Below are 19,936 nucleotides of genomic sequence, written 5' to 3'. Positions count from 1 at the left end.
ACTATCATGTTTAGGAAGCAATAGATTTCGGCAATGCTTACGCGAGCTCTCGGTGGCGTCTCCGCCCGGGCCGACCATCTAGGGTGATCGCCTGAGGGATTCGAAATCGCATGGCTTCCGCAAAGCTTCAGCGCCACATCCCTCGCACGCGAGCTCCGATGTCGACGCGGGGTCCCTCGGATGGGCCGCGTGCGGAGGCCTCTGCAGACGCTGTCGGCCAGTTCGTGCGCTCGAACAGACCGAGCAGCTTCTCGGGAATGAAACGGGTTCGCGAAGCGTAAACGTGCCGGTCACCCTGTGAGTGCTGACCGTGGGCGAAGAAGCGCTGTGGTACCACCAGATGGAGATCGTCCTTCGCCCGCGTCATCGCGACGTAGAGAAGGCGGCGCTCCTCCTCGAGCTCGGCCGAGGTGCCGGCCCCCAGGTCCGACGGCATGCAGCCGTCGACTACGTTGAGGACGTACACTGACTTCCACTCTTGGCCCTTGGCCGAGTGGATGGTCGATAGGATCAGATAGTCCTCGTCCAGCAAGGGCACACCAGCCTGGTCGCTGGTCGCGTCCGGCGGATCCAGGGTCAGCTCCGTTAGGAAGCGTTCGCGCGAGGGATATCCGCCGGCTATCTGTTCAAGTTGAACAAGATCGGCGCGCCGGACCTCGGCGTCTTCGTGGATGCGCTCGAGATGCGGTTCGTACCAGAGGCGGGCACGCTCAAGGTCGGCGGGCCACTCCGAATACCGGAGATTTCCGACAGCTTCGACGAAGGCTGTCCAGTCATCGCCGGTGCGGGGCGGGCAGGGAAGGCTGCAAAGCGCGCCGAGTGGGTCGGTGGCTTCAGCCATGTGATCGAGGATGCGCTGCGCGGAAGCGGGACCGATACCCGGCAACAGATGCAGCACACGGAAGCCGGCGACACGATCGCGCGGGTTCTCGACGTACCGCAGCAGGGCGAGCATGTCCTTGACATGCGCGGCGTCAAGAAACTTCAGACCGCCGAACTTCACGAACGGGATGTTACGACGGGTGAGTTCGACCTCCAGCGGCCCGCTGTGCGAGGAGGTGCGGAAGAGCACCGCCTGTTGTTTGAGAAGCGCCCCTTCCTCGCGGTTTTCGAGAATGCGTTCAACGATGTAGCGCGCCTGGTCCGCCTCGTCGCGCACGGCGACCAGGCGAGGTTTTGCGGATGACGCGCGCTCCGTCCATAGGTTCTTCGTGAAGCGCTCCTTGGCGAGATCAATGACGCCGTTTGCCGCCGAAAGGATCGGCTGCGTCGAACGATAGTTGCGGTCGAGGGTGACGAGCTCCGCTCTCGGACTGAATTGTTCGGGAAAATCCAGAATATTGCGGATCGTGGCGGCCCGGAAGGAATAGATCGATTGCGCATCGTCGCCCACCACCGTGAGGCCGCGCCCTCCGGGCTTCAACGCAAGCAGAACTGACGACTGCAGGCGATTGGTGTCCTGGTATTCGTCGACGAGCACGTGATCGAAGCGGTCAGCGACATCGTCGGCGATGGCGGCGTCGTTCATCATCTGCGCCCAGTACAGAAGAAGGTCATCGTAATCGAGGACGTTCTGCTTCTGCTTGGCCTCGACGTAGGCCGCAAAGAGATCTTTGAGCTCGGCAGCCCAGCCCGAGCACCACGGGTATGACGCTCCGAGCACCTCTTCAAGCTGGGTCTCGGCGTTGACGCATCGGGAGTAGATCGAAAGGCAGGTGCCCTTGGCGGGAAAACGGCTTTCGGTCTTGGAGAACCCGCGCTCGTGCCGGACCAGATTCATCAGGTCTGCCGAGTCCTCGCGGTCGTGAATGGTGAAGGCGGGATTGAGGCCGATCTGGTCGGCATACTCACGAAGCAGTCTTGCACCAATACCATGGAAGGTGCCAGCCCAACTGAGCGCGTCGGTCATGATCCCAGCATCAGTGCCAAGGACCTTACGAGCGATCCGCTCGACGCGCTTCGACATCTCGGACGCAGCGCGCCGCGAGAAGGTCATCAGCAAGATCCGGCGCGGGTCAGCGCCGCTGACGATGAGGTGGGCAACACGATGGGCAAGGGTATTCGTCTTGCCGGACCCGGCGCCGGCGATGACCAGAAGGGGAGCTCCGACATGACCGTCGGCGGTGACCCCGTGCTCGACGGCTCGACGCTGTTCCGCGTTGAGCGTCTCAAGATATGATGCGGCCGCGGGCGCGAGCACGATTGTCCCCCTGTTAGTTCTGCACGCTCGATGATTCTCACTCAAATCGCAATGAGATGATCTGCGCTTCGGCCTCAGGACGTCCTTCAGTCCCTTCGTGGTTCCGGCGCTCCAGGCAGACGGGCCTATGCCGCCGCCTTGTCTTCCTTGTCGGCTCCGCGCATGACGATCTGCAGCTCGTTATCGGGCAGTGGACGCTGCAGCGCCTTCGCCTCGTCCCACGGACCGCGTAGCCAGACGTCGCGTTCTTCCTCGGTCGTCAGGATCACTGGCATTGCCTTCGGATGGATCGGCGCGACGATGGCGTTCGGTGACGTCGTCAGGAAACCATAAACGAGATGAGGTCCAGGAATCGGCTTCGACTTCGTGCCGCGCTCTCCCTTGAACTCGGTCCAAATGCCGGCAAAGCAGAACAGCGGACGACTGTCGTCGAGCGCAAACCAGACGACGTCCTTCTTCCTGGTCTCAGGATTCGCCTCCGGAGCATATTCAGCAAAGCTGTTCGCGGGCACCAGACAGCGGTTCTCCGGCTTCAGCCAACCGCGCCAGTGCGGAGAGGACGTGTTGCGAATATTGGTTACTGGCGGACCACTGTTCCTCGGCGGCGGCGGCATGCCCCAGCGCATCAGGATCATCTCTTCAGCATCACCGATGTTGCGGATCACCGGTGCCGGATAATCCGGAAAGACACCGGGCATGGGCGGCAGGTTGCCGACGTACCGGTTCATGCGTCTGAACAAGCCAGCAATCGCCGCCTGGTTCGTCGTGATCGAATACAGATTGCACATTTCAGCGTTCGCTCTCGACGATCATGGGCAACGACCTCGACCGGACGGGGCACGCCACGCATCTGAAAACCGTTGGTCTGTATTCCCGGCCGTCACGATGCCTTCCTCACCCCGTCTTGTTCAAATGAGCGCATCATGATGCCGCCGAGAATTTTGCCAGCGGCGGCTCGAACCTTTCGCTCAGCATCCTCTGGCATTGGTGGCAGCTTATAGGCTGCCATGAGGTCGGTAAGTTCCCTATGAACATCCGTACGAAAGCCGCGCGGCTCATCAGCCATCTCCGACACGATCTGAAATAGCGTCGCGAGCATGAACTGGATCGCCATGTCGGCTCCCATCTGCTCGGCCTGGTCATCCGTGATGAAGGAAAGCTTGTCCTGGTGCTTCATCGATACCTCACCACCTCCAGCGTCTATCCCGTGTAGGTCCGAAAGCGCCCGCGCGTGTAGGCGTGCGATACCGCCTTCTTCAACTCCGCTATCTCTGACTCCAAAAGGTTGTTAGCGACGATCAGCGCGCGAACAGTCGCACGCTGATCGCCGTCGCAAACGGCGATCGCCTGGCCGACGGCCGCTTCGAGTCCATCGTCCTGTTCGTTCGGCTGAAAGACCGAGGACATGGCCCGTTCCAGGTTGACCGTCGACGGGTCATGTTCTTATTTTGTTCTCATGGAGTCAAGCCGTCGTTTCAGGCCTCCCTGGACCTTGGTCCGGGAAAATTCCGAGTGCTACGTCGTTAAGGACGCCAATGGCGTGACCCTCGCGTGGCTTTATTGCCGCGATGACGCACAGCGCTACAGTTTTGGCGCCAGCAAGCTCTCCTCGGATGAGGCGCGCCGGATCGGCAAGGCGATCGCGCGCATTCCCGAATTTCTGATGCCCCGCCAAGGCTTTTATCCGCGCGGAGGCGGGCTGCGCTGGCGGGCCGACCGGCCCTATCACGTAGCGCTCGAGGACCGCTATATCCGCGAGCACTGGGATGAGATCTACGCTCTCTGCAAGCTCAACAGCCTGCCCTTCAACGCGACGGGTGAAGTCATAGAGAGCGACGGTGTTTGGAGAGTTTATGAGTTCACCTGGCAGATGGATGCGATCCTGTTCTGGGATAGCTTTCAGGGCCGCTGGTTGCGCGGCACCGAGTTTCATTATCCCGAGCGGCCAGCGAATCTGCCGGCACTGAAGCCGCTTGAGAGCTGGCCGAAATCCAATCCCCGCGATCTGCGGTAATCAATGGTAGTCAACGTTGTGAGCAAACTCCGAGCCCTTGTATCGATGCTCCTGCTGTTATCGAGCGGAGCTCTGGCCGATAATGTTGTCGGCCAGGCCAGCGTTATTGATGGCGACACGCTGGAAATTCATGGGATACACATCCGGCTATGGGGCATCGACGCGCCGGAGAGCAGCCAACTGTGCCGCGGCGAGGACAGCCTTCAATATCGCTGTGGTGGCCAGGCGGCAAACGATCTGAGTGCTTACATTGCGCGGCGCCCCGTCGACTGCATCCCGCTCAGCGTCGACTCCTATGGCCGCACCGTTGCGACTTGTTCTGTCGAGGGCGTCGATCTCGGCGAATGGCTCGTGCGCAATGGGCTTGCTCTGGACTGGCGACAATACTCGAGAGGCAGATACACCGGGGCTCAGCGCGATGCCGAGCGCGCCGGTCGAGGTATCTGGAAGGGCAGCTATGTCGAACCGTGGCTCTATCGTGCCTGCATCCGCGCGAACGGAAATCCGTCCGCCTGTTCGGACGACGCAAGTGCTCATCCATGACGAACTCCAATGCGAGGCGCCAATCCACAACGTGCGGTGGCCTGTCGCACACAGTCGCGCAGGTGGCTCTAGCGTGGTTTGGGCGACTCACGTTAATCCATCGGTCCCAACCGCCTCACTGCACAATGGGAATGAAATGGTTGCAACCAATCGTGAACTGCCGGCCTCTGGTTACGCGCTCGAAGTGGATGGCCGACTGAAAGCCGAATTTGCAACCAAGGATGGCGCAAGGGCAGGTGGAGAAGAACTCAAGAAGCGTTTTCCCATGCTTCAGATCAGGATCTATGACGCGCAGACCAATGCGCGCGAGGAAATCCAGATCCTCTGACTCAAGTGTAAGCGGATTCTTCTGCTTGTGCGCATCCGCTAGCCGCGGACCGGGCTCTCGTGAACCGAGCCGCTGACGCGTCTCGGCCGTCCGGCTTCGATCCCTTGCGCGATACGGTGTCGCTCGCCGGAGGCTCTCGCGTTAGGGGCTGCCGGCATTGCATGCCGGCACCGCTATCACTGCCCCGAACGCGGGTGCCTTTTTAACCGGTCTCGCGACTGCAGTCGCCTCGGTGCCCGCGGGCATTTCATGCCCGCGTCGCTATCACTGCCCCTTCGTCGGCTGCGTTCTCTCTTGCCTTCGCTGCGCTTCGGCCGAAGAGACTCTCCGGGGGCTAGAACGTAATGCGTGGTAGACTGTCTGCGGAGCCGTCAAGAGCAAGAAAAACCCCTGATTGGGTGATTGGTGTTGGCCCGGCCGAACATGAACCTGCAACCAGACCATTATGAGCGGCAGCCCAGTGGTTTGCCGTCTCCCTGCGGGACCGGGCTGTCGGCTGGCGCTGAAACCCCGGCTTGAGCCGGGTTTTCACCCTTCGGGCTTCCATCCCTGACGGAAGATGCGGCGGGAGCGGAATTTTCGTCGGCGTCGGCGATAGACGATGCAGGAGAGGAAGAGTGGGGTGGCGCTGACCGTGACGGGTTCAGGGCCGGAGGAGAGTCTTCCGGCGCCCGTCATGGAGATTGCTCCCATGAATACGCAGGTTCTTGATGCCCGCCGCGACGCCAGCGGCGGTTACAGAGTGGACGTAAGTCGCGGCGAGCGCGTCGGTCGGGTGTCCTCTGAGTGGTTTTCCCGTCCGGCGGATCAGCGTTATCTGTCTCTCAACGAACTGGCCCGGACGGTGCGTGATCGCACGGACCGCAGCCGGACGCGCGTGGTGGAAAGCGCGCTCATCCATGTGGAAGCAAGCCGCGAGGACCCCGAGCGCTTGGCCCTGATGCTGCCGGGCTCGGACAGGCCAGTCGCGCCGACCCACTGGAGCTTCGGCCAGCTTGCAAGCCAGGTTGGCGCGCCGGCCGCTTACCTGCGGCATCTTCCTGCGGCACTCGCAGGCATCAACCTGCAATTTGGCCTGACCGCCAATCGCGTCGAACAGATCAAAACGCTCGAGACCGAAGATAGCCGCGTTGAGCTTCGCGCCGTCACGAGCCCAGACTACGGCAGAATTTTCGACCACGAGTTAGTTGAGGCCGTGCAGCGCATCGCCGGCAATGGCACGGGCGATACGCGGTGGAAAGTGCCGGGTGTGCTCGACTGGTCGACCGGGACCTACAATCCCCGTGTCGACATTTCCAAGGACACGACGACGCTGTATGCTTCCGACAGGGACGTCTTCCTGTTTCTGGTCGATGACCTCAATCCGATCGAAGCTGGCCGTCTCAGGGACTGCTCGCCCGACCTCTACTTCCGAGGCTTCTATTGCTGGAACTCGGAGGTTGGGGCGAAGACACTCGGCATGGCGAGCTTCTATCTCCGTGCAGTCTGCCAAAACCGCAATCTGTGGGGCGTGGAAGACTTCGAGGAGATCACTATTCGTCACTCCAAATACGCCGCAAATCGTTTCGCCCATGAAGCGGCCCCAGCGCTGCTGAACTTCGCCAACTCCTCGCCAATGCCCTTCATCAACGGCGTCAAGGCCGCCCGCGAGCGGATCGTGGCGCGTAACGACGACGATCGCACCGAGTTCCTGCGTCGCCGCGGCTTCTCGAAGGCCGAGACAGGCAAGGTGATCGATGCAGTGTTGGCGGAGGAAGGCCGCCCGCCTGAAAGCATCTTCGATTTTGTGCAGGGCATCACCGCCGTCGCCCGCAACAAGTCTCACCAGGACGCTCGCCTCGACATGGAGGCGAAGGCGAAGAAGCTCTTGGATCGCGTCGCCTGACTACCACGAAGCCGGGCATGCCAACTTCCCACGTCCTCGGGTTTGCTTCTTCCGCGTTTTTCCGTTTCGTCTTCTTCGTGGCGCCGCCCTCTGAGAGCAAGAGGGCGGCGCTTCGCTCCTTGAACGGGTTGGAGGCCGAGAGAGAGGCTCCCGGCCGCCCGTTCCGGAGAAACCGACATGGCAAAGGCCGTTCAGAAGATCAATCTGTCGCCGTCGCGCGACATTCCCTTCAATAAGCTCGTGCTGTCCCAATCGAATGTCCGGCGGATCAAGGCCGGCATCTCGATCGAGGATCTCGCCGAGGACATCGCCCATCGCGAAAAATTGCTGCAGAGTCTCTACGTGCTGCCCATCCTCGAAGCCGACGGACAGGAAACCGGCATGTTCGAGGTGCCAGCCGGCGGTCGCCGCTATCGCGCGCTTGAGCTCCTGATCAAACAGAAGCGTCTCGCGAAGACCGCGCCGATCCCCTGCATCGTCGCTGATGCCGGCGGTGAGATTTCGGCGGAAGAGGACTCGCTTGCCGAAAACGTGCATCGTGTCGCGCTTCATCCTCTCGACCAGTTTCGAGCATTCCAGACCCTGCGGGAGCAACGGAAATCCGAGGAGGAAATCGCGGCCATCTTCTTCGTATCCGTCGGTGTCGTGAAGCAGCGGCTCCGGCTTGCGGCGGTTTCCCCAAAACTCCTCGACGTGTATGCCGACGACGGCATGTCGCTCGAGCAGTTGATGGCGTTCTCCGTCACGGCTGATCACGCTCGGCAGGAGCAGGTTTGGGAGAACATCAACAAGTCGGGCTATGACGAGCCGTATCAGATCAGGCGCCTTCTGACCGAGCGCGCGGTTCGGGCCTCCGACAAGCGCGCGCGGTTTGTCGGTCTCGCGGCCTACGAGGCGGCCGGCGGCAACATCCTGCGCGATCTCTTCGAAGAAGACGGCGGCGGCTGGCTCGAGGACGTCGCTTTGCTCGAGCGTCTCGTGGCCGAAAAGCTGCGGACGGAAGCCGAGACGATCGCAGCCGAAGGTTGGAAGTGGATCGAGGTCGCCCCGAGCTTCCCTTACGCTCACGATCATGGGCTCCGCCGGCTCGAAGGCGAACCGGCCGATCTCACCGCCGAGGCGCAGACAAGCGCCGAGGCGCTCCAGGCCGAATACAATGCGCTTCAGGAGAAATATGAGGACGCCGACGAACTGCCCGACGAGGTGGATGCGCGGCTCGGCGAGCTCGAGGAGGCGCTCGAAGCTTTCGAGAACCGGCCGGATATCTTTAAGCCGGCCGAGATCGTCCACGCCGGCTCCTTTGTCAGCATCGATGCCGAGGGCGCGCTGCATGTCGAGCGCGGCTACGTCCGCCGCGAGGACGAGACCGCATTCGTCGCGGCGACCGCGGAGCCCGATCCCGACGCCGGCACGGCAGCGCCTGACGCTGATGGTGGTGACCAGGACGCACCACTGGCCCAGCGCGCCACGATCACGGTCAGCGGGCAGGCGAATCCGGATGAGGAGGAGGACGACGATGCAGTTCGGCCGTTACCCGACCGCCTCGTCATGGAGCTTACCGCGCACCGCACGCTGGCGCTGCGCGATGCGGTCGCTTCCCATCCGCAGGTCGCGATGACCATGCTTCTCCACAAGTTCTGTGTAGATGCCTTCTACCAGACGTATACTCCTGGGTGTCTCGAAGCCGGTGTTCGCCACATTCAGCTGCCCGCACAGGCACCCGATCTGAAGGAGAGCGCCTCAGCACGATCGATCGCGGACCGGCACGAGGCCTGGAAGGCCGACATGCCGACCGATGAGCAGGCGTTGTGGGATTGGCTCATCGCGCTTGACGACGCCAGCCGGCTGGCCCTGCTCGCCCACTGCGCTTCCGGCGGCGTCAATGCGCTGTCCGAGAAGGTCGATCGCTTTGGCGGTTCTGGCGTGACCGCCCATGGCCTGCGGCGCCGTCTCGATCAGGCGGACCGCCTGGCACGGGCTGTCAATCTCGACATGGCGGAGGCCGGATGGCGGCCGACGGTCGACAACTACCTCGGCAGGGTGACCAAGATCCGGATTCTCGAAGCCGTCCGTGAGGCAAGGGGCGAATCCTCGGCACAGCTCATCGATCATCTCAAGAAGTCGGAGATGGCGAAGGAAGCCGAGCGCTTGCTCGAGGGGGCCGGTTGGCTCCCCGAGCCGCTGCGCCTGGCCGCTGTGTCTTCGCCTTCGGACAATTCCGACTCTGCAGCCGGGCCGCTCCCCGAATTCCTCTCCGCCGACGAGGAGCAATCGAGCGATGGCGACGAGAGCGAGCAGCCACAGCCCGTCGCAGCCGAATAAGCCAATCGCTGCTGGGCGGCATGCCGCTGCCCCGCAGCTCTTCATCACACGCACCTCATCGTTCAGCTCGGCGCTTGCGCCGGGCTTCATCGTCTTGGGAGAATCATCATGGCCGACGATACCTCAACACCCGGATCGGGTTTCGATTCCGCTTCCTGGCTCGCGCGAGACCAGGAATTTGTCAGACTTTGCAAGTCCACTCTCTCGGACAACAAGGCAGCGTTTTTCGACGTACTCGCCGGTGCGCGCATCGACACCGTGGAGGTTGCATTCAACGGCTATGCCGACGAGGGACAGATCGACGGCGCTGTCGCCGACGGAGAAGGCGGTGATACGGATCTCCGGAGCATCAACGTCGAGATTGCGCGGGTCGAATGGGGCAGGCAGATAGTCACTCGCCAAATCCTATCGGTGAAGGACGCGATCGAGAAGCTCGTCTACGATCTCCTCCAGCAGACCTACTCCGGATGGCAGGATAACCAGGGCGCCTACGGCGACTTCCTCTTCGACGTCGCCGAGCGAACGATCACGCTCAAGTTCAATGAGCGGATCGAAACCTCCAAATACACCCAGCATCTGTTCTGAAGGAGGCAGCGATGGCACATCCCTATCATCATTCGCTCTCTTCGGTGAAGAAGTGGGGCGGGGCAGTCAACGACTATCTGGCGATCCATAGCTGGTTCGACGCCAGCAAGCAGATCACAGCGGATTTCCGGCACCGCGCGCTCCGCCATCACGCCGAGGGCATCTTCATGGCCGAGACCATCTTTGGTCCGACCATCACGTTGTCGTCCGGCCGCGTTATTCCGACACGCTGGGTCGGTGAGCAGCACGTTATCGAGGATCTCGGATACATCCCGTCCTTCGCCGATTGGGTGAGGTGCATCCGTCCCGAACCCTGGATGAGCCGCACGCAGCGCATCGGGTGCGAGCTCGAGCCGCTGCTTTCTCCGACCCCGGAAGGAGCTTGACCATGTACGGCACCTATCTTCGCCTGGACATCACCGTGCATGATAGTTGGCGGGCCGTGGTTCGCGCGGCGTCCCGCAAGCTCACCCGACAATCGCGGCACGATCCGAAGCGCCGGACCGCGCGTAAGCGGTTCTACCGCGAGATGCTCGACTATCACCGACAGACCCAGACCATCGCACGGACCTGGCGGCTCTGACACGTCTCCATCGGACGTTCTCTCTCATCCATCTCATTGCTTGTTGAGACCCCGCACTCGTCGGCGCCTTCCGGCCAATGTTGCGTCGCGTCCTGTCTGGGCGTGGCACATCGGCTATCAACGGGCAAGCCGTTCCCGCTTCGGCGGAAGACGCCTCGCGTGACAGCCGATGCTCAACCGCGCCCGGCCGCCAGCCCACCGCAACGCGAAGATCGGGAGGCGACAGAAAATGTGCAGGGTTCTCAGCAAGCATCACGCGGGCATTCCGGCAGGCGCCGTCTACATCGGGCGCGGCAGCAAATGGGGCAATCCGTTCCGGATTGGCCGCGATGGCGACCGCGCGGCCGTCATCGCCAAGTACGAGCGGTGACTGGCGGACCAGCACCATCTGCTGCGTGCGCTCGATGAACTGCGTGGACGCGATCTCGTGTGCTTCTGCGCGCCGCGCGCCTGCCACGGCGATCTCTTGATGCGGCTCGCCAACGCTGCGCGCGAGGTGCGCGTCGCGTGGTAGCGCGCCGTCAAGGCCGCGGCATAGAGCGAGAGGAGGGCCGGGACCTCAGGCGAGCCCGGCGCGCGGCGAGAGCGAGCCGCCGGGGTGGTTCGCCCGCTCTCGGAGTCTCCCACATGTCCAGGACATCCAACGCCTTCGATTTTCGAAAGTCCGTCGCCTACGACGCTGAGGCCAAGCGCCTCTTCCACAGCCGTGCGAGATCCCAGCTCCGTCGCGTTGCGACGGCGCTGGGTCTTGAGCCCGGTTCCTACGACCTCCGCTCTAACCAGGCCGGCACTGCCGTTTCCGGCGAAATTACCCTCCACGGCGATCACCTCTACGTGCAGGTCTCCCAATCGGCATTGGGCTCTCACAGCGGCATTCTGTTTCGGACCTGCAAGGGCCGGAAAGACTATGTCGGCGGCCCGAACAATTTTGCATCGCTCGACTTGCTCAACAGGCCCGGCGAACTCGCGCATTGGATCCGCGAGGTGTGCGATGTGTGACGTCAACCTCGCCAAGAACTACGCCACCGACGAGGGCATCACATTCGTTCTGCTCAATGATGAGTACGGTCCCAACAAGTGATCGTCGGTTTGGATAGTTCGCTCAAAAGGGTCCGGCGCTGGACGCCGGACCTTTCTTCTTTGGCGGAGATCAAGAGGAGAGGCGGGCCGGGAAGGATTCGAGCCGCCGCGGTCGTGAGAGCGCCGGGCGGTTCGGCCCATTCCCGCTCTCCTGAGAAATCCTCCTATGACCGAATCTCTCGTCGGCGGCGCCAGCGCCGCGCCGCTCTCGATGCGTGCCACCGCAGTCGTCGCATCCGCAGTTGTCAGGGCTGCGCGACAGCTTTTGACCGATCTCGAACAGGGACGTCGCATCGATGCCACCGTCCTGCGCAGCGCCATGCAGGCAGCGTTCGGCAGCTCCGATGCGACCGGGGTGTGGGGTTGGAAGACCGCCTATGACGCCTGCGAGGCGGCGACCGTCCTTTTCCTAGGGCGGCATGGCGCCGCCATGCGCGCCAAGGCGGCGTCGCCGGCGGACATGTTGTCGATGCTGACGAGAATCGCAAGTCTCCTTCCGACCCAGACACGCCGGTCCGAGGAAAGCGAATCCCTCCAACAGTTCTCGACACCTATCGGATTGGCGTATGTCGCGAGCGTTGCCGCCGCGATCACGCCAGCCGATGTCGTGCTGGAGCCGTCAGCCGGCACTGGCCATCTCGCCGTCCTCGCAGAACTCGCCGGCGCCTCTCTCGTCCTCAACGAGTTCGCCGAGAGCCGCGCCGGCGTTCTCGGGCAGCTCTTTCCTGCCGTCTCCACCACGAGATTTGACGCCGCACACATCAATGACCACCTCGATGGGCGTATCGTGCCGAGCGTCGTGCTGATGAACCCGCCGTTCTCGGCAGCGGTCCACGTCGATCGTCGGGTGGCGGATGCGGCATTACGGCACGTTGCCTCCGCGTTGGCCCGTCTCCCAGAAGGCGGACGGCTGGTCGCCATCACGGGCGCAAACGTCGCACCCGACAATCCCGTGTGGACCGACTCTTTCAGACGACTGCAGGAGCAGAGCCGGGTCGTTTTCTCGGTGGCGATTGGCGGCGCCGTCTTTGCCAAGCACGGCACCACGGTTGACACCCGCCTGACCGTTATCGATCGCGTGCCGGCCGACGACATAGCGTCATTGCCGGTATCCGGCAGCATCGCACCCGACCTGCCGACTTTGCTCGGCTGGGTCGTCCGGTCTGTACCACCACGTCCTCCAATCGTAGGCACCCCAGCGGCGGCAGTGCCAGCAATTGCCAGCCCGTCCACGCCGCGGACCGTTCGCGGTTATGTCGCCCAGCGCCAGCCGTCGGCGGCCGCGCCGGCAATCGGCCTGATGGCGACTGAAGTCGCCTACGAGGTGGTCGACTGGACGCCCACTGATGCCAGTACCATCACCGATGCGCTCTATGAAGCCTACTCACTTCAGTCGACCCGCATTCCCGGCGCACAGGCGCATCCGACCAAACTCGTGCAGTCGGCAGCGATGGCATCAGTCGCTCCGCCAAAGCCATCTTATCGTCCGCACTTGCCGACCAATGTCGTAGCGGATGGCATCCTGTCCGACGCCCAGCTCGAGAGCGTCATCTACGCTGGCGAGGCGCATTCGGAGTTTCTCGCTGGCTTCTGGACGGTCGATGTGACTCTTGACGGCGTCGGGGCCGCGCGTGATGACGCGGAGAATGCCGTTCGTTTTCGCCGCGGCTGGTTTTTGGGGGACGGCACCGGAGCGGGCAAGGGACGGCAAGTTGCCGGTATCCTGCTCGACAACTGGCTCAAGGGCCGCCGTCGTGCGGTCTGGATCAGCAAGTCCGACAAGCTGATCGAGGATGCGCAGCGCGATTGGTCGGCGCTCGGGGTGGAGCGGTTGCTCGTTACGCCGCTTTCCCGCTTCCGGCAGGGCACGCCGATCCGGCTGTCGGAAGGTATCCTTTTTGCGACCTACGCTACGCTGCGCACCGACGAGCGCGGCGAAAAGCTTTCGCGCGTTCGGCAGATCGTCGAATGGTTGGGCTCCGATTTCGACGGAGTGATCGTCTTCGACGAGAGCCACGCCATGCAGAACGCGGTTGGCGGCAAGGGCGAGCGTGGTGACCAGGTCGCCTCTCAGCAAGGCCGCGCTGGTCTAGGGCTCCAGCACGCCTTGCCGAATGCCCGTGTGGTGTATGTCTCCGCGACGGGCGCAACCACTGTGCACAATCTTGCCTATGCCCAACGATTAGGGTTGTGGGGCGGCGACGATTTCCCGTTCGCCACCCGTACCGAGTTCGTCGAGGCAATCGAGGAGGGCGGCGTCGCGGCCATGGAGGTGCTGGCGCGCGACCTCAAGGCGCTCGGCCTTTATTCCGCACGTTCGCTCTCCTACGAGGGGGTCGAGTACGACCTCGTCGAACACCAACTCACCCCCGAGCAGATCCGCATCTACGACGCCTATGCCGGTGCATTTTCGATCATTCATAACAACCTCGCCGCGGCCATGCGGGCCGCGAATATCACCGGCGAGACCGGCACGCTTAACGCGCAGGCGAGGTCCGCCGCGCGATCCGCCTTCGAAGGCGCCAAGCAGCGCTTCTTCGGTCATCTCCTGACTTCGATGAAGACGCCGTCGCTGATCCGATCGGTCGAGCGCGATCTCGACGCTGGCCATACCGCGGTCATCCAGATCGTCTCCACGGGCGAGGCGTTGATGGAGCGGCGACTTGCCGAGATCCCGACCGAGGAATGGGGCGACGTTCAGGTCGACATCACCCCGCGCGAGTACGTGCTCGACTACCTCGCCCATTCCTTCCCGGTCCAGCTCTACGAGCCCTTCACCGACAGCGAGGGCAATCTTTCCTCCCGGCCCGTCTATCGCGACGGTCAGCCGGTCGAGAGTCGGGAAGCCGTCAGGCGCCGCGACCGCCTGATCGAAAAGCTCGCCTCGCTCCCGCCCGTGCCGGGCGCGCTCGACCAGATTGTCCAGCGCTTTGGGACGGAGATGGTTGCTGAGGTCACGGGACGCTCTCGCCGCGTCATCCGCAAGGGCGGGCGCCTCATCGTTGAGAACCGTGCCGCATCGGCAAACCTCGCCGAGACCGCAGCGTTCATGGATGACGCCAAGCGCATCCTCGTCTTCAGCGATGCGGGCGGTACCGGACGTTCGTACCATGCCGAATTATCGGCTCGGAATCGCAGGTTGCGTGTCCATTACCTGCTCGAACCCGGCTGGAAGGCGGATGCCGCCATCCAGGGTCTTGGTCGCACGAACCGGACCAACCAGGCGCAGCCGCCGCTCTTCCGGCCGATCGCCACTGACGTCAAGGCGGAGAAGCGTTTCCTTTCTACGATCGCTCGCCGGCTCGATACGTTAGGGGCCATCACCCGAGGTCAGCGCCAGACCGGCGGGCAGGGCTTATTCCGACCCGAAGACAATCTCGAAAGCCAGTATGGCCGTGATGCGTTGCGCCAGTTCTACATGCTGCTCGCGCGCGGCAAGATTGAGGGCTGCTCGCTCGAGAGGTTCGAAGAGGCGACCGGACTGAAGCTTATGGACGCTAATGGGCTAAAGGATGAGCTTCCGCCGATCACGACCTTCCTCAACAGGTTGTTGGCGCTCACCATCGAGCTTCAAAATATCCTTTTCACGGCCTTTGAGCAGTTGCTGAGCGCTCGCATCGAGGGAGCCATCGCGTCCGGCACTTACGATGCCGGCTTGGAGACGCTACTCGCCGAGAGCTTCGTCGTCGCTGACCGGAGCGTCATCCACACCCATCCTGGGACCGGCGCGGAGACGCGGCTGCTCACCATCACCGAACGTCGGCGCAACCGTCCCGTGACGCTGGACGAGGCGCTCGATCGGCTCTCCGATTCCTCCGGCGTCCTGCTGGTCAACGAGCGCTCCGGCCGAGCCGCCGTTCAGGTGCCAGCGCCGAGTCTCATGCTCGATGACGGCGAGATCGAACGGCGTGTGCGGCTGATCCGGCCGATGGAACATAGCAGCCTTCCGTTGAAGATGATGGCGGAAAGCCACTGGGCGGAAGTCGACCGCAAACGCTTCAGCGCCGCCTGGCAGGCCGAGCTGCATGACGTGCCCGAATTCTCGGAAAGCACGATCCATATCGTTGCTGGCTTGCTGCTGCCGATCTGGAAGCGGCTACCGAATGAGTCGACGCGTGTCTACCGACTTCAGACCGATACCGGAGAAAGAGTCATCGGCCGCAAGGTTTCGGCCGCCTGGGCCGCGAATGTGCTTGCGACCGACGCGCCAAAGCTGTCGTCGGACGCGGCCTTTGCCGCTCTGATGGAGGGGCGAACTGTTCTCGACCTCGCTGAAGGCCTCCAGCTTCGCCGAGTCCGTGTCATGGGCAGACACCGCATCGAGCTGTCCAGATTCAACGACACGATGCGCGATCGCCTCAGGGCGTGTGGTCTCTTCAGCGAGATCATCTCCTGGAAGCTGCGCATGTTCGTGCCCACCGACGAGGGCGGCGTCGAAGTCCTGGCGAGGGTGCTCGAGCACTATCCAATCGAGCGCATCGCCGAACGGGAGGCCGCGTGATGCGCCGCGACGCCTCCGAACTAGCGCATCGCCTCGCGCGCGAGGCTGAGGCGGTGTGCCGTCATTACCTTTCCAATGGAAAGCGCGAAGGGCGTTATTGGCTGGTTGGTGACGTCTACAATACGCCGGGCCGCTCGATGTTCGTGCGGCTCCAAGACTCCCCGAAGGGCCCCGCCGGCAAGTTCACCGATGCCGCGACCGGCCAGCATGGCGATCTCCTGGACATCATTCGGCACAGCCTTGGGCTCCGTGACTTCCGCGAAGTTGCCGAGGAGGCGAGGCGCTTCCTCAAGCTACCTCGCACTGAATCGGAACCCGTACCAAGACTGCCACTAGTGCGCTCCGTCCCGGCGGGATCACAAGAGGCCGCAAGGCGGCTGTTCGCGATCTCAGGTCCGATCGAAGGCACCATGGTGGAGACCTATCTGCGGCGTCGCGGAATCGTCCACGTGCACCATGCTGGTAGCCTCCGCTTCCATCCGCGTTGCTACTATCGGCCTGACGAGCACCTGCCCACCGAGACCTGGCCGGCGATGATCGCCTGTGTCACAGATCTCGATGGCAGAATCACCGGTGTGCATCGCACGTGGCTCGATCCGAACGGCTTTGATCGGATTCGGCTCGGCAAGGCTCCGGTCGACACGCCGCGACGGGCCATGGGCGATCTACTCGGCAATGCGGTTCGCTTCGGTACGCCGGACGACGACGTGCTTGTGGCCGGCGAAGGCATCGAAACCATGCTCTCGCTGCGTTGTGCGCTTCCAACATTGCCGATGGCTGCGGCGCTGTCGGCCAATCACCTCGCCGCCATGCTGCTGTCGTCGAGCTTGCGTCGGCTCTATATCGCCCGGGATGCTGACGCCGCTGGAGACATGGTGCAAGCCATTCTGTTAGACCGCGCAGAAGCGGCCGGCATCGAAGCAGTCCCCTTGTCACCTCGGCTGGGCGATTTCAACGAAGATCTGCACATCTTCGGTCTCGACGCCCTACGAGCGGCGTTGCGGCTGCAGCTCGTACCAGAGGACGTCTCCCGCTTTCTTCTCTTGTCGGCTACCGTCGTATAGGCGCGTTTGGTTCCTATCCACGTCGACAGCCTCGGCCGCGGTGGCCCAATGCCGGAGAGGCGCGACCACGGCCTTCTAGAGGGCGATCGGACGGCAGGCGGCTCGGTCTGGCAATGGCTGAGGGGCGACTATTTTCCGCCGGCCCTTCGGGCCTTTGCATCGCGAAGCAAAATAGTCGCCCCACAGCCATCCTTCGCTGGCGCTACGGCCCTCCGCGTTGCTCCGGGTGCCGGCCCGTCCCGCCCACCGTCTGAGTGATCGCCACGAAGGCCGCGATGGGCGCGGCCAATCCGGCAAAGGACTTCACGCCATGACCGACCACGACGACATCGAACCACCGAAAGCGGCATCTCCGACCGACCTCGTCCTCAGCGAATTGCAGCTCTTTGGCTACCGTCCATTCGACGACCAGCCCGATCCGAGACCCCTGCCAGAAGGCAAGACGATCGCGGGCGCTGTTGCCGACATCTTCGACGCCCTGGTCGCCACGCTGAACGACACCCGGCTCGAACCGGACCTTCCGGACCTGCTGTGGTCGACCGTCAACCTCTTCCATCGTGCCGCAGATCGCATCGGACGGCAGCTCGACGACAACGAACAGGCGCAACGCAAGAGCCAGCGCGAGCAGAATGGCTCGGAAGTACGATCGGTCGAGCTCGAACGCCTAACGGCAGAAGGCATCACGCTGATCGAGCGCCGCAACTGCCTCGAACTTTTCCGCGACCAGGCCATCGAGCGCTTTGAACTCCACACCGGTTCATCCTGGCGCCCCCGGTCGGGATCACTGGTCAACCATCGCACGCTCACCGCGGCAATGATCGACTCCCGAGACTTCATCGCCGCCAAGCGCCGCGCCGAGACCGAGGTCATGTTGCCTCCCGGACCGAAGGTCGCACTGACCGGCGGCTTCGACTGCAACGACCACCGCTTGATCTGGGATCGCCTCGACAAGGTTCACGCCAAGCATCCCGACATGGTCCTGATCCACGGCGGCTCGCCGAAAGGCGCCGAGCTGATCGCCTCCAAATGGGCCACTAACCGCAAGGTGCCACAGATCGCTTTCAAGCCGGACTGGACGAAGCATGCGAAGGCAGCACCGTTCAAACGCAACGATGCGATGCTTGAGCTGCTGCCGATCGGTGTCATGGTCTTCCTCCCGGGCACCGGCATCCAGCATAACTTGACCGACAAGGCCAGGAAGCTCGGCATCCCCGTCTGGACGTTCGGCAACGGCGCGTAAGCGCCGTCCTGCCGGCCTTCACACCACCGAGGTGGAGTTGCATCGCCGCAACTCCGCCTCGTTTCGATTGCACATCCAAACTTGCGCCGTGGTGGTGGTGGAAGGCGCAACCGTTATCCCTTTGCATATGGAGCCACCACCATGCTCGTCCTTGGACTCCTCCTGAATATTGCTGGCATCGGCCTGTTCTGCTGGCTGATCTTCACACTGGCAGTATTCGCCTTGCCATTTTTTGTCGGACTCAATGTCTTCATGATGGCATTGCACAGCGGCGCCGGTATCTTCGGAGCGGCGATTGCTGGCATTGCCACCAGCGGGGTGACACTCGCAATCGGTCAAACTGCGTTCGCGATGACACGCTCAGTGATCATCCGTGCCATCATTGCCGCGCTTTTTGCCGTGCCGGCTACACTTGCTGGCTATCAGGTGGTGTTTGTGATGTCGCAGTTCAGCGTGCCGTCATTGGTCTGGCGTGAGGTCTTCGCCTGCCTCGGCGCGATCTTCATTGGCGGCACGGCGTGGACCCGCTTGACCATCCTCACCGAGACCCGCCCGCTCGATTCGGGCCGAGCAGTCGGGAGCGATCCTCAACCTGTTCTCACAGCCGCAGCACATCAGCAATGATCCTGCGCCATCCGTCTCTCTGACTGGTTGGCTAAAGCGGCGCATTTGGTCGGTCAGAAGCTTGAGCGAAAGGTAATCGCGACCTTCATCGGAGCGCTTCGACCGACGGCGTGATTGCGGCCGGTACACATAGATCGGATGATGGAGTCGTTCTCTTGAGGTTGGCTTCGCGCTGGCGATACCGCTTTTGCTTTCCTTCATTTCTTTTTCTACGCCGAACCGTTTCGACCTCTTGCACGGAGCCAACCGAAGTCCACCATCTTCTCCCGGACTTGTGGTTCAGAGCACGGACGCACCGGGCCTCTGTGATGGCTTGATCTGGCCGAAGACCGGCTACGCCTCGATCGTCTGAGCCGCAACGCTGTCGTAGCGACTTTCTTCCCCTGGGCTACGCCCATTCCTCGCGCGGCAAGAAAGTCGCTACGACAGCGTCCTCCGCTTCGCTCCGGCCCAAAGGCGGGTGCGTCGCCGATCGTCTTCGGCCCGTCCATCGCCATCGAGGCCGCGGTGGTCGCGGGCTCGAAGCACAACAGGAGAAGACAAATGGCTACCATCGGTTCGTTCAAGAAGGTCGGAAACGATTTCCAGGGCGAGATCATCACCCTCAGCCTGCAGGCCAAAGGCGTCCGCATCGTCGCGGAATCCAACCCCTCCAACGACAAAGCTCCGAGCCACCGGGTCTTTGTGGGCCGGGCCGAGATCGGTGCCGCCTGGTCGAAGCGCTCCGAGGAAGGTCGCGACTACCTTTCGCTCAAGCTCGACGATCCCTCCTTCAACGCGCCGATCTACGCGAACCTGTTCGACGACGAGGGCGGCGAAGGATACACCCTGCTGTGGTCGCGGCCCCGCAAGAACGGCGAATAAGACTCGCTCCGCCAAGCCCCGCCCGATCTGCTCGGGCGGGGCTCTTCTCTTGGTGCCCACCAGCCCTCGGCGCCTTTGTGAAGGTCGTCACGACTAATCTTTA

General features: G+C 62.8%; 18 protein-coding genes and 1 pseudogene. 15 read left to right on the top strand and 4 right to left on the bottom strand.

From position 1 onward, the window contains the following. Positions 1–127: 127 nt before the first annotated feature. From ACT4OC_RS04370 to ACT4OC_RS04355, 4 genes are all read right to left on the bottom strand, one after another. Positions 128–2,200 carry an ATP-dependent helicase gene (locus ACT4OC_RS04370; RefSeq protein WP_444837738.1) on the bottom strand — a complete coding sequence of 691 codons (2,073 nt, stop codon included), beginning with the start codon at positions 2,198–2,200 and terminating at the stop codon, positions 128–130. A 125-nt stretch (positions 2,201–2,325) separates the two neighbouring features. Then, positions 2,326–2,988, bottom strand: a complete 663-nt coding sequence (locus tag ACT4OC_RS04365; protein ID WP_444837737.1) for an SOS response-associated peptidase — start codon at positions 2,986–2,988, stop codon at positions 2,326–2,328. A gap of 92 nt (positions 2,989–3,080) precedes the next feature. Continuing rightward, complete coding sequence (locus tag ACT4OC_RS04360) at positions 3,081–3,377, bottom strand: hypothetical protein (RefSeq protein ID WP_444837736.1); 297 nt, start codon at positions 3,375–3,377, stop codon at positions 3,081–3,083. Between the two features lie 23 nt (positions 3,378–3,400). Next, complete coding sequence (locus tag ACT4OC_RS04355; protein WP_444837735.1) at positions 3,401–3,607, bottom strand: hypothetical protein; 207 nt, start codon at positions 3,605–3,607, stop codon at positions 3,401–3,403. A 133-nt stretch (positions 3,608–3,740) separates the two neighbouring features. Here ACT4OC_RS04355 and ACT4OC_RS04350 point away from each other — a divergent pair, with 133 nt between their 5' ends. The 15 genes and pseudogenes from ACT4OC_RS04350 to ACT4OC_RS04280 all read left to right on the top strand — a co-directional run bounded on the left by ACT4OC_RS04350 (position 3,741) and on the right by ACT4OC_RS04280 (position 19,833). After that, positions 3,741–4,214 (top strand): hypothetical protein, encoded by a 474-nt coding sequence (locus ACT4OC_RS04350; protein ID WP_444837734.1) that lies wholly within the window; start codon positions 3,741–3,743, stop codon positions 4,212–4,214. A 45-nt stretch (positions 4,215–4,259) separates the two neighbouring features. Next, on the top strand, positions 4,260–4,757 hold the full coding sequence (locus tag ACT4OC_RS04345; protein ID WP_444837733.1) for a thermonuclease family protein: 498 nt from the start codon (positions 4,260–4,262) through the stop codon (positions 4,755–4,757). A 136-nt stretch (positions 4,758–4,893) separates the two neighbouring features. Then, the gene (locus tag ACT4OC_RS04340; RefSeq protein ID WP_444837732.1) at positions 4,894–5,085 is read left to right on the top strand and encodes a hypothetical protein; all 192 of its coding nucleotides are present in this window, start codon (positions 4,894–4,896) and stop codon (positions 5,083–5,085) included. A 691-nt stretch (positions 5,086–5,776) separates the two neighbouring features. Next, positions 5,777–6,970 carry a DUF932 domain-containing protein gene (locus ACT4OC_RS04335; protein ID WP_211379701.1) on the top strand — a complete coding sequence of 398 codons (1,194 nt, stop codon included), beginning with the start codon at positions 5,777–5,779 and terminating at the stop codon, positions 6,968–6,970. Between the two features lie 177 nt (positions 6,971–7,147). Then, a complete protein-coding gene (locus tag ACT4OC_RS04330; RefSeq protein ID WP_444837731.1) occupies positions 7,148–9,292 on the top strand; it encodes a ParB/RepB/Spo0J family partition protein in 2,145 nt (714 codons plus the stop codon). Between the two features lie 108 nt (positions 9,293–9,400). Beyond that, positions 9,401–9,877, top strand: a complete 477-nt coding sequence (locus ACT4OC_RS04325; RefSeq protein ID WP_444837730.1) for a DUF6878 family protein — start codon at positions 9,401–9,403, stop codon at positions 9,875–9,877. 11 nt (positions 9,878–9,888) lie between these two features. Then, positions 9,889–10,263: a DUF6915 family protein gene (locus ACT4OC_RS04320; RefSeq protein WP_444837729.1), complete on the top strand. Its 375-nt coding sequence runs from the start codon at positions 9,889–9,891 to the stop codon at positions 10,261–10,263. A gap of 2 nt (positions 10,264–10,265) precedes the next feature. Next, on the top strand, positions 10,266–10,460 hold the full coding sequence (locus ACT4OC_RS04315) for a hypothetical protein (protein ID WP_444837728.1): 195 nt from the start codon (positions 10,266–10,268) through the stop codon (positions 10,458–10,460). A gap of 169 nt (positions 10,461–10,629) precedes the next feature. Further along, positions 10,630–10,974, top strand: a pseudogene (locus ACT4OC_RS04310) (DUF4326 domain-containing protein). A 113-nt stretch (positions 10,975–11,087) separates the two neighbouring features. Beyond that, entirely contained in the window at positions 11,088–11,459 is a 372-nt protein-coding gene (locus ACT4OC_RS04305) for a hypothetical protein (RefSeq protein ID WP_444837727.1), read from the top strand. 247 nt (positions 11,460–11,706) lie between these two features. Then, positions 11,707–16,041: a strawberry notch-like NTP hydrolase domain-containing protein gene (locus ACT4OC_RS04300; RefSeq protein ID WP_444837726.1), complete on the top strand. Its 4,335-nt coding sequence runs from the start codon at positions 11,707–11,709 to the stop codon at positions 16,039–16,041. After that, entirely contained in the window at positions 16,041–17,105 is a 1,065-nt protein-coding gene (locus ACT4OC_RS04295; RefSeq protein ID WP_444837725.1) for a DUF7146 domain-containing protein, read from the top strand. The genes ACT4OC_RS04300 and ACT4OC_RS04295 overlap by 1 nt, the downstream gene beginning before the upstream one ends. A 310-nt stretch (positions 17,106–17,415) precedes the next feature. Continuing rightward, the gene (locus ACT4OC_RS04290; protein WP_444837789.1) at positions 17,416–18,345 is read left to right on the top strand and encodes a DUF2493 domain-containing protein; all 930 of its coding nucleotides are present in this window, start codon (positions 17,416–17,418) and stop codon (positions 18,343–18,345) included. A 141-nt stretch (positions 18,346–18,486) separates the two neighbouring features. Continuing rightward, positions 18,487–18,969: a hypothetical protein gene (locus ACT4OC_RS04285; RefSeq protein WP_444837724.1), complete on the top strand. Its 483-nt coding sequence runs from the start codon at positions 18,487–18,489 to the stop codon at positions 18,967–18,969. 543 nt (positions 18,970–19,512) lie between these two features. Continuing rightward, positions 19,513–19,833, top strand: a complete 321-nt coding sequence (locus ACT4OC_RS04280) for a DUF736 domain-containing protein (RefSeq protein WP_444837723.1) — start codon at positions 19,513–19,515, stop codon at positions 19,831–19,833. Positions 19,834–19,936 lie beyond the last annotated feature (103 nt).

Source organism: Bradyrhizobium sp., assembly GCF_052389815.1.
GTDB lineage: Bacteria > Pseudomonadota > Alphaproteobacteria > Rhizobiales > Xanthobacteraceae > Bradyrhizobium.
This window is presented reverse-complemented; position numbering and strand designations above follow the sequence as displayed.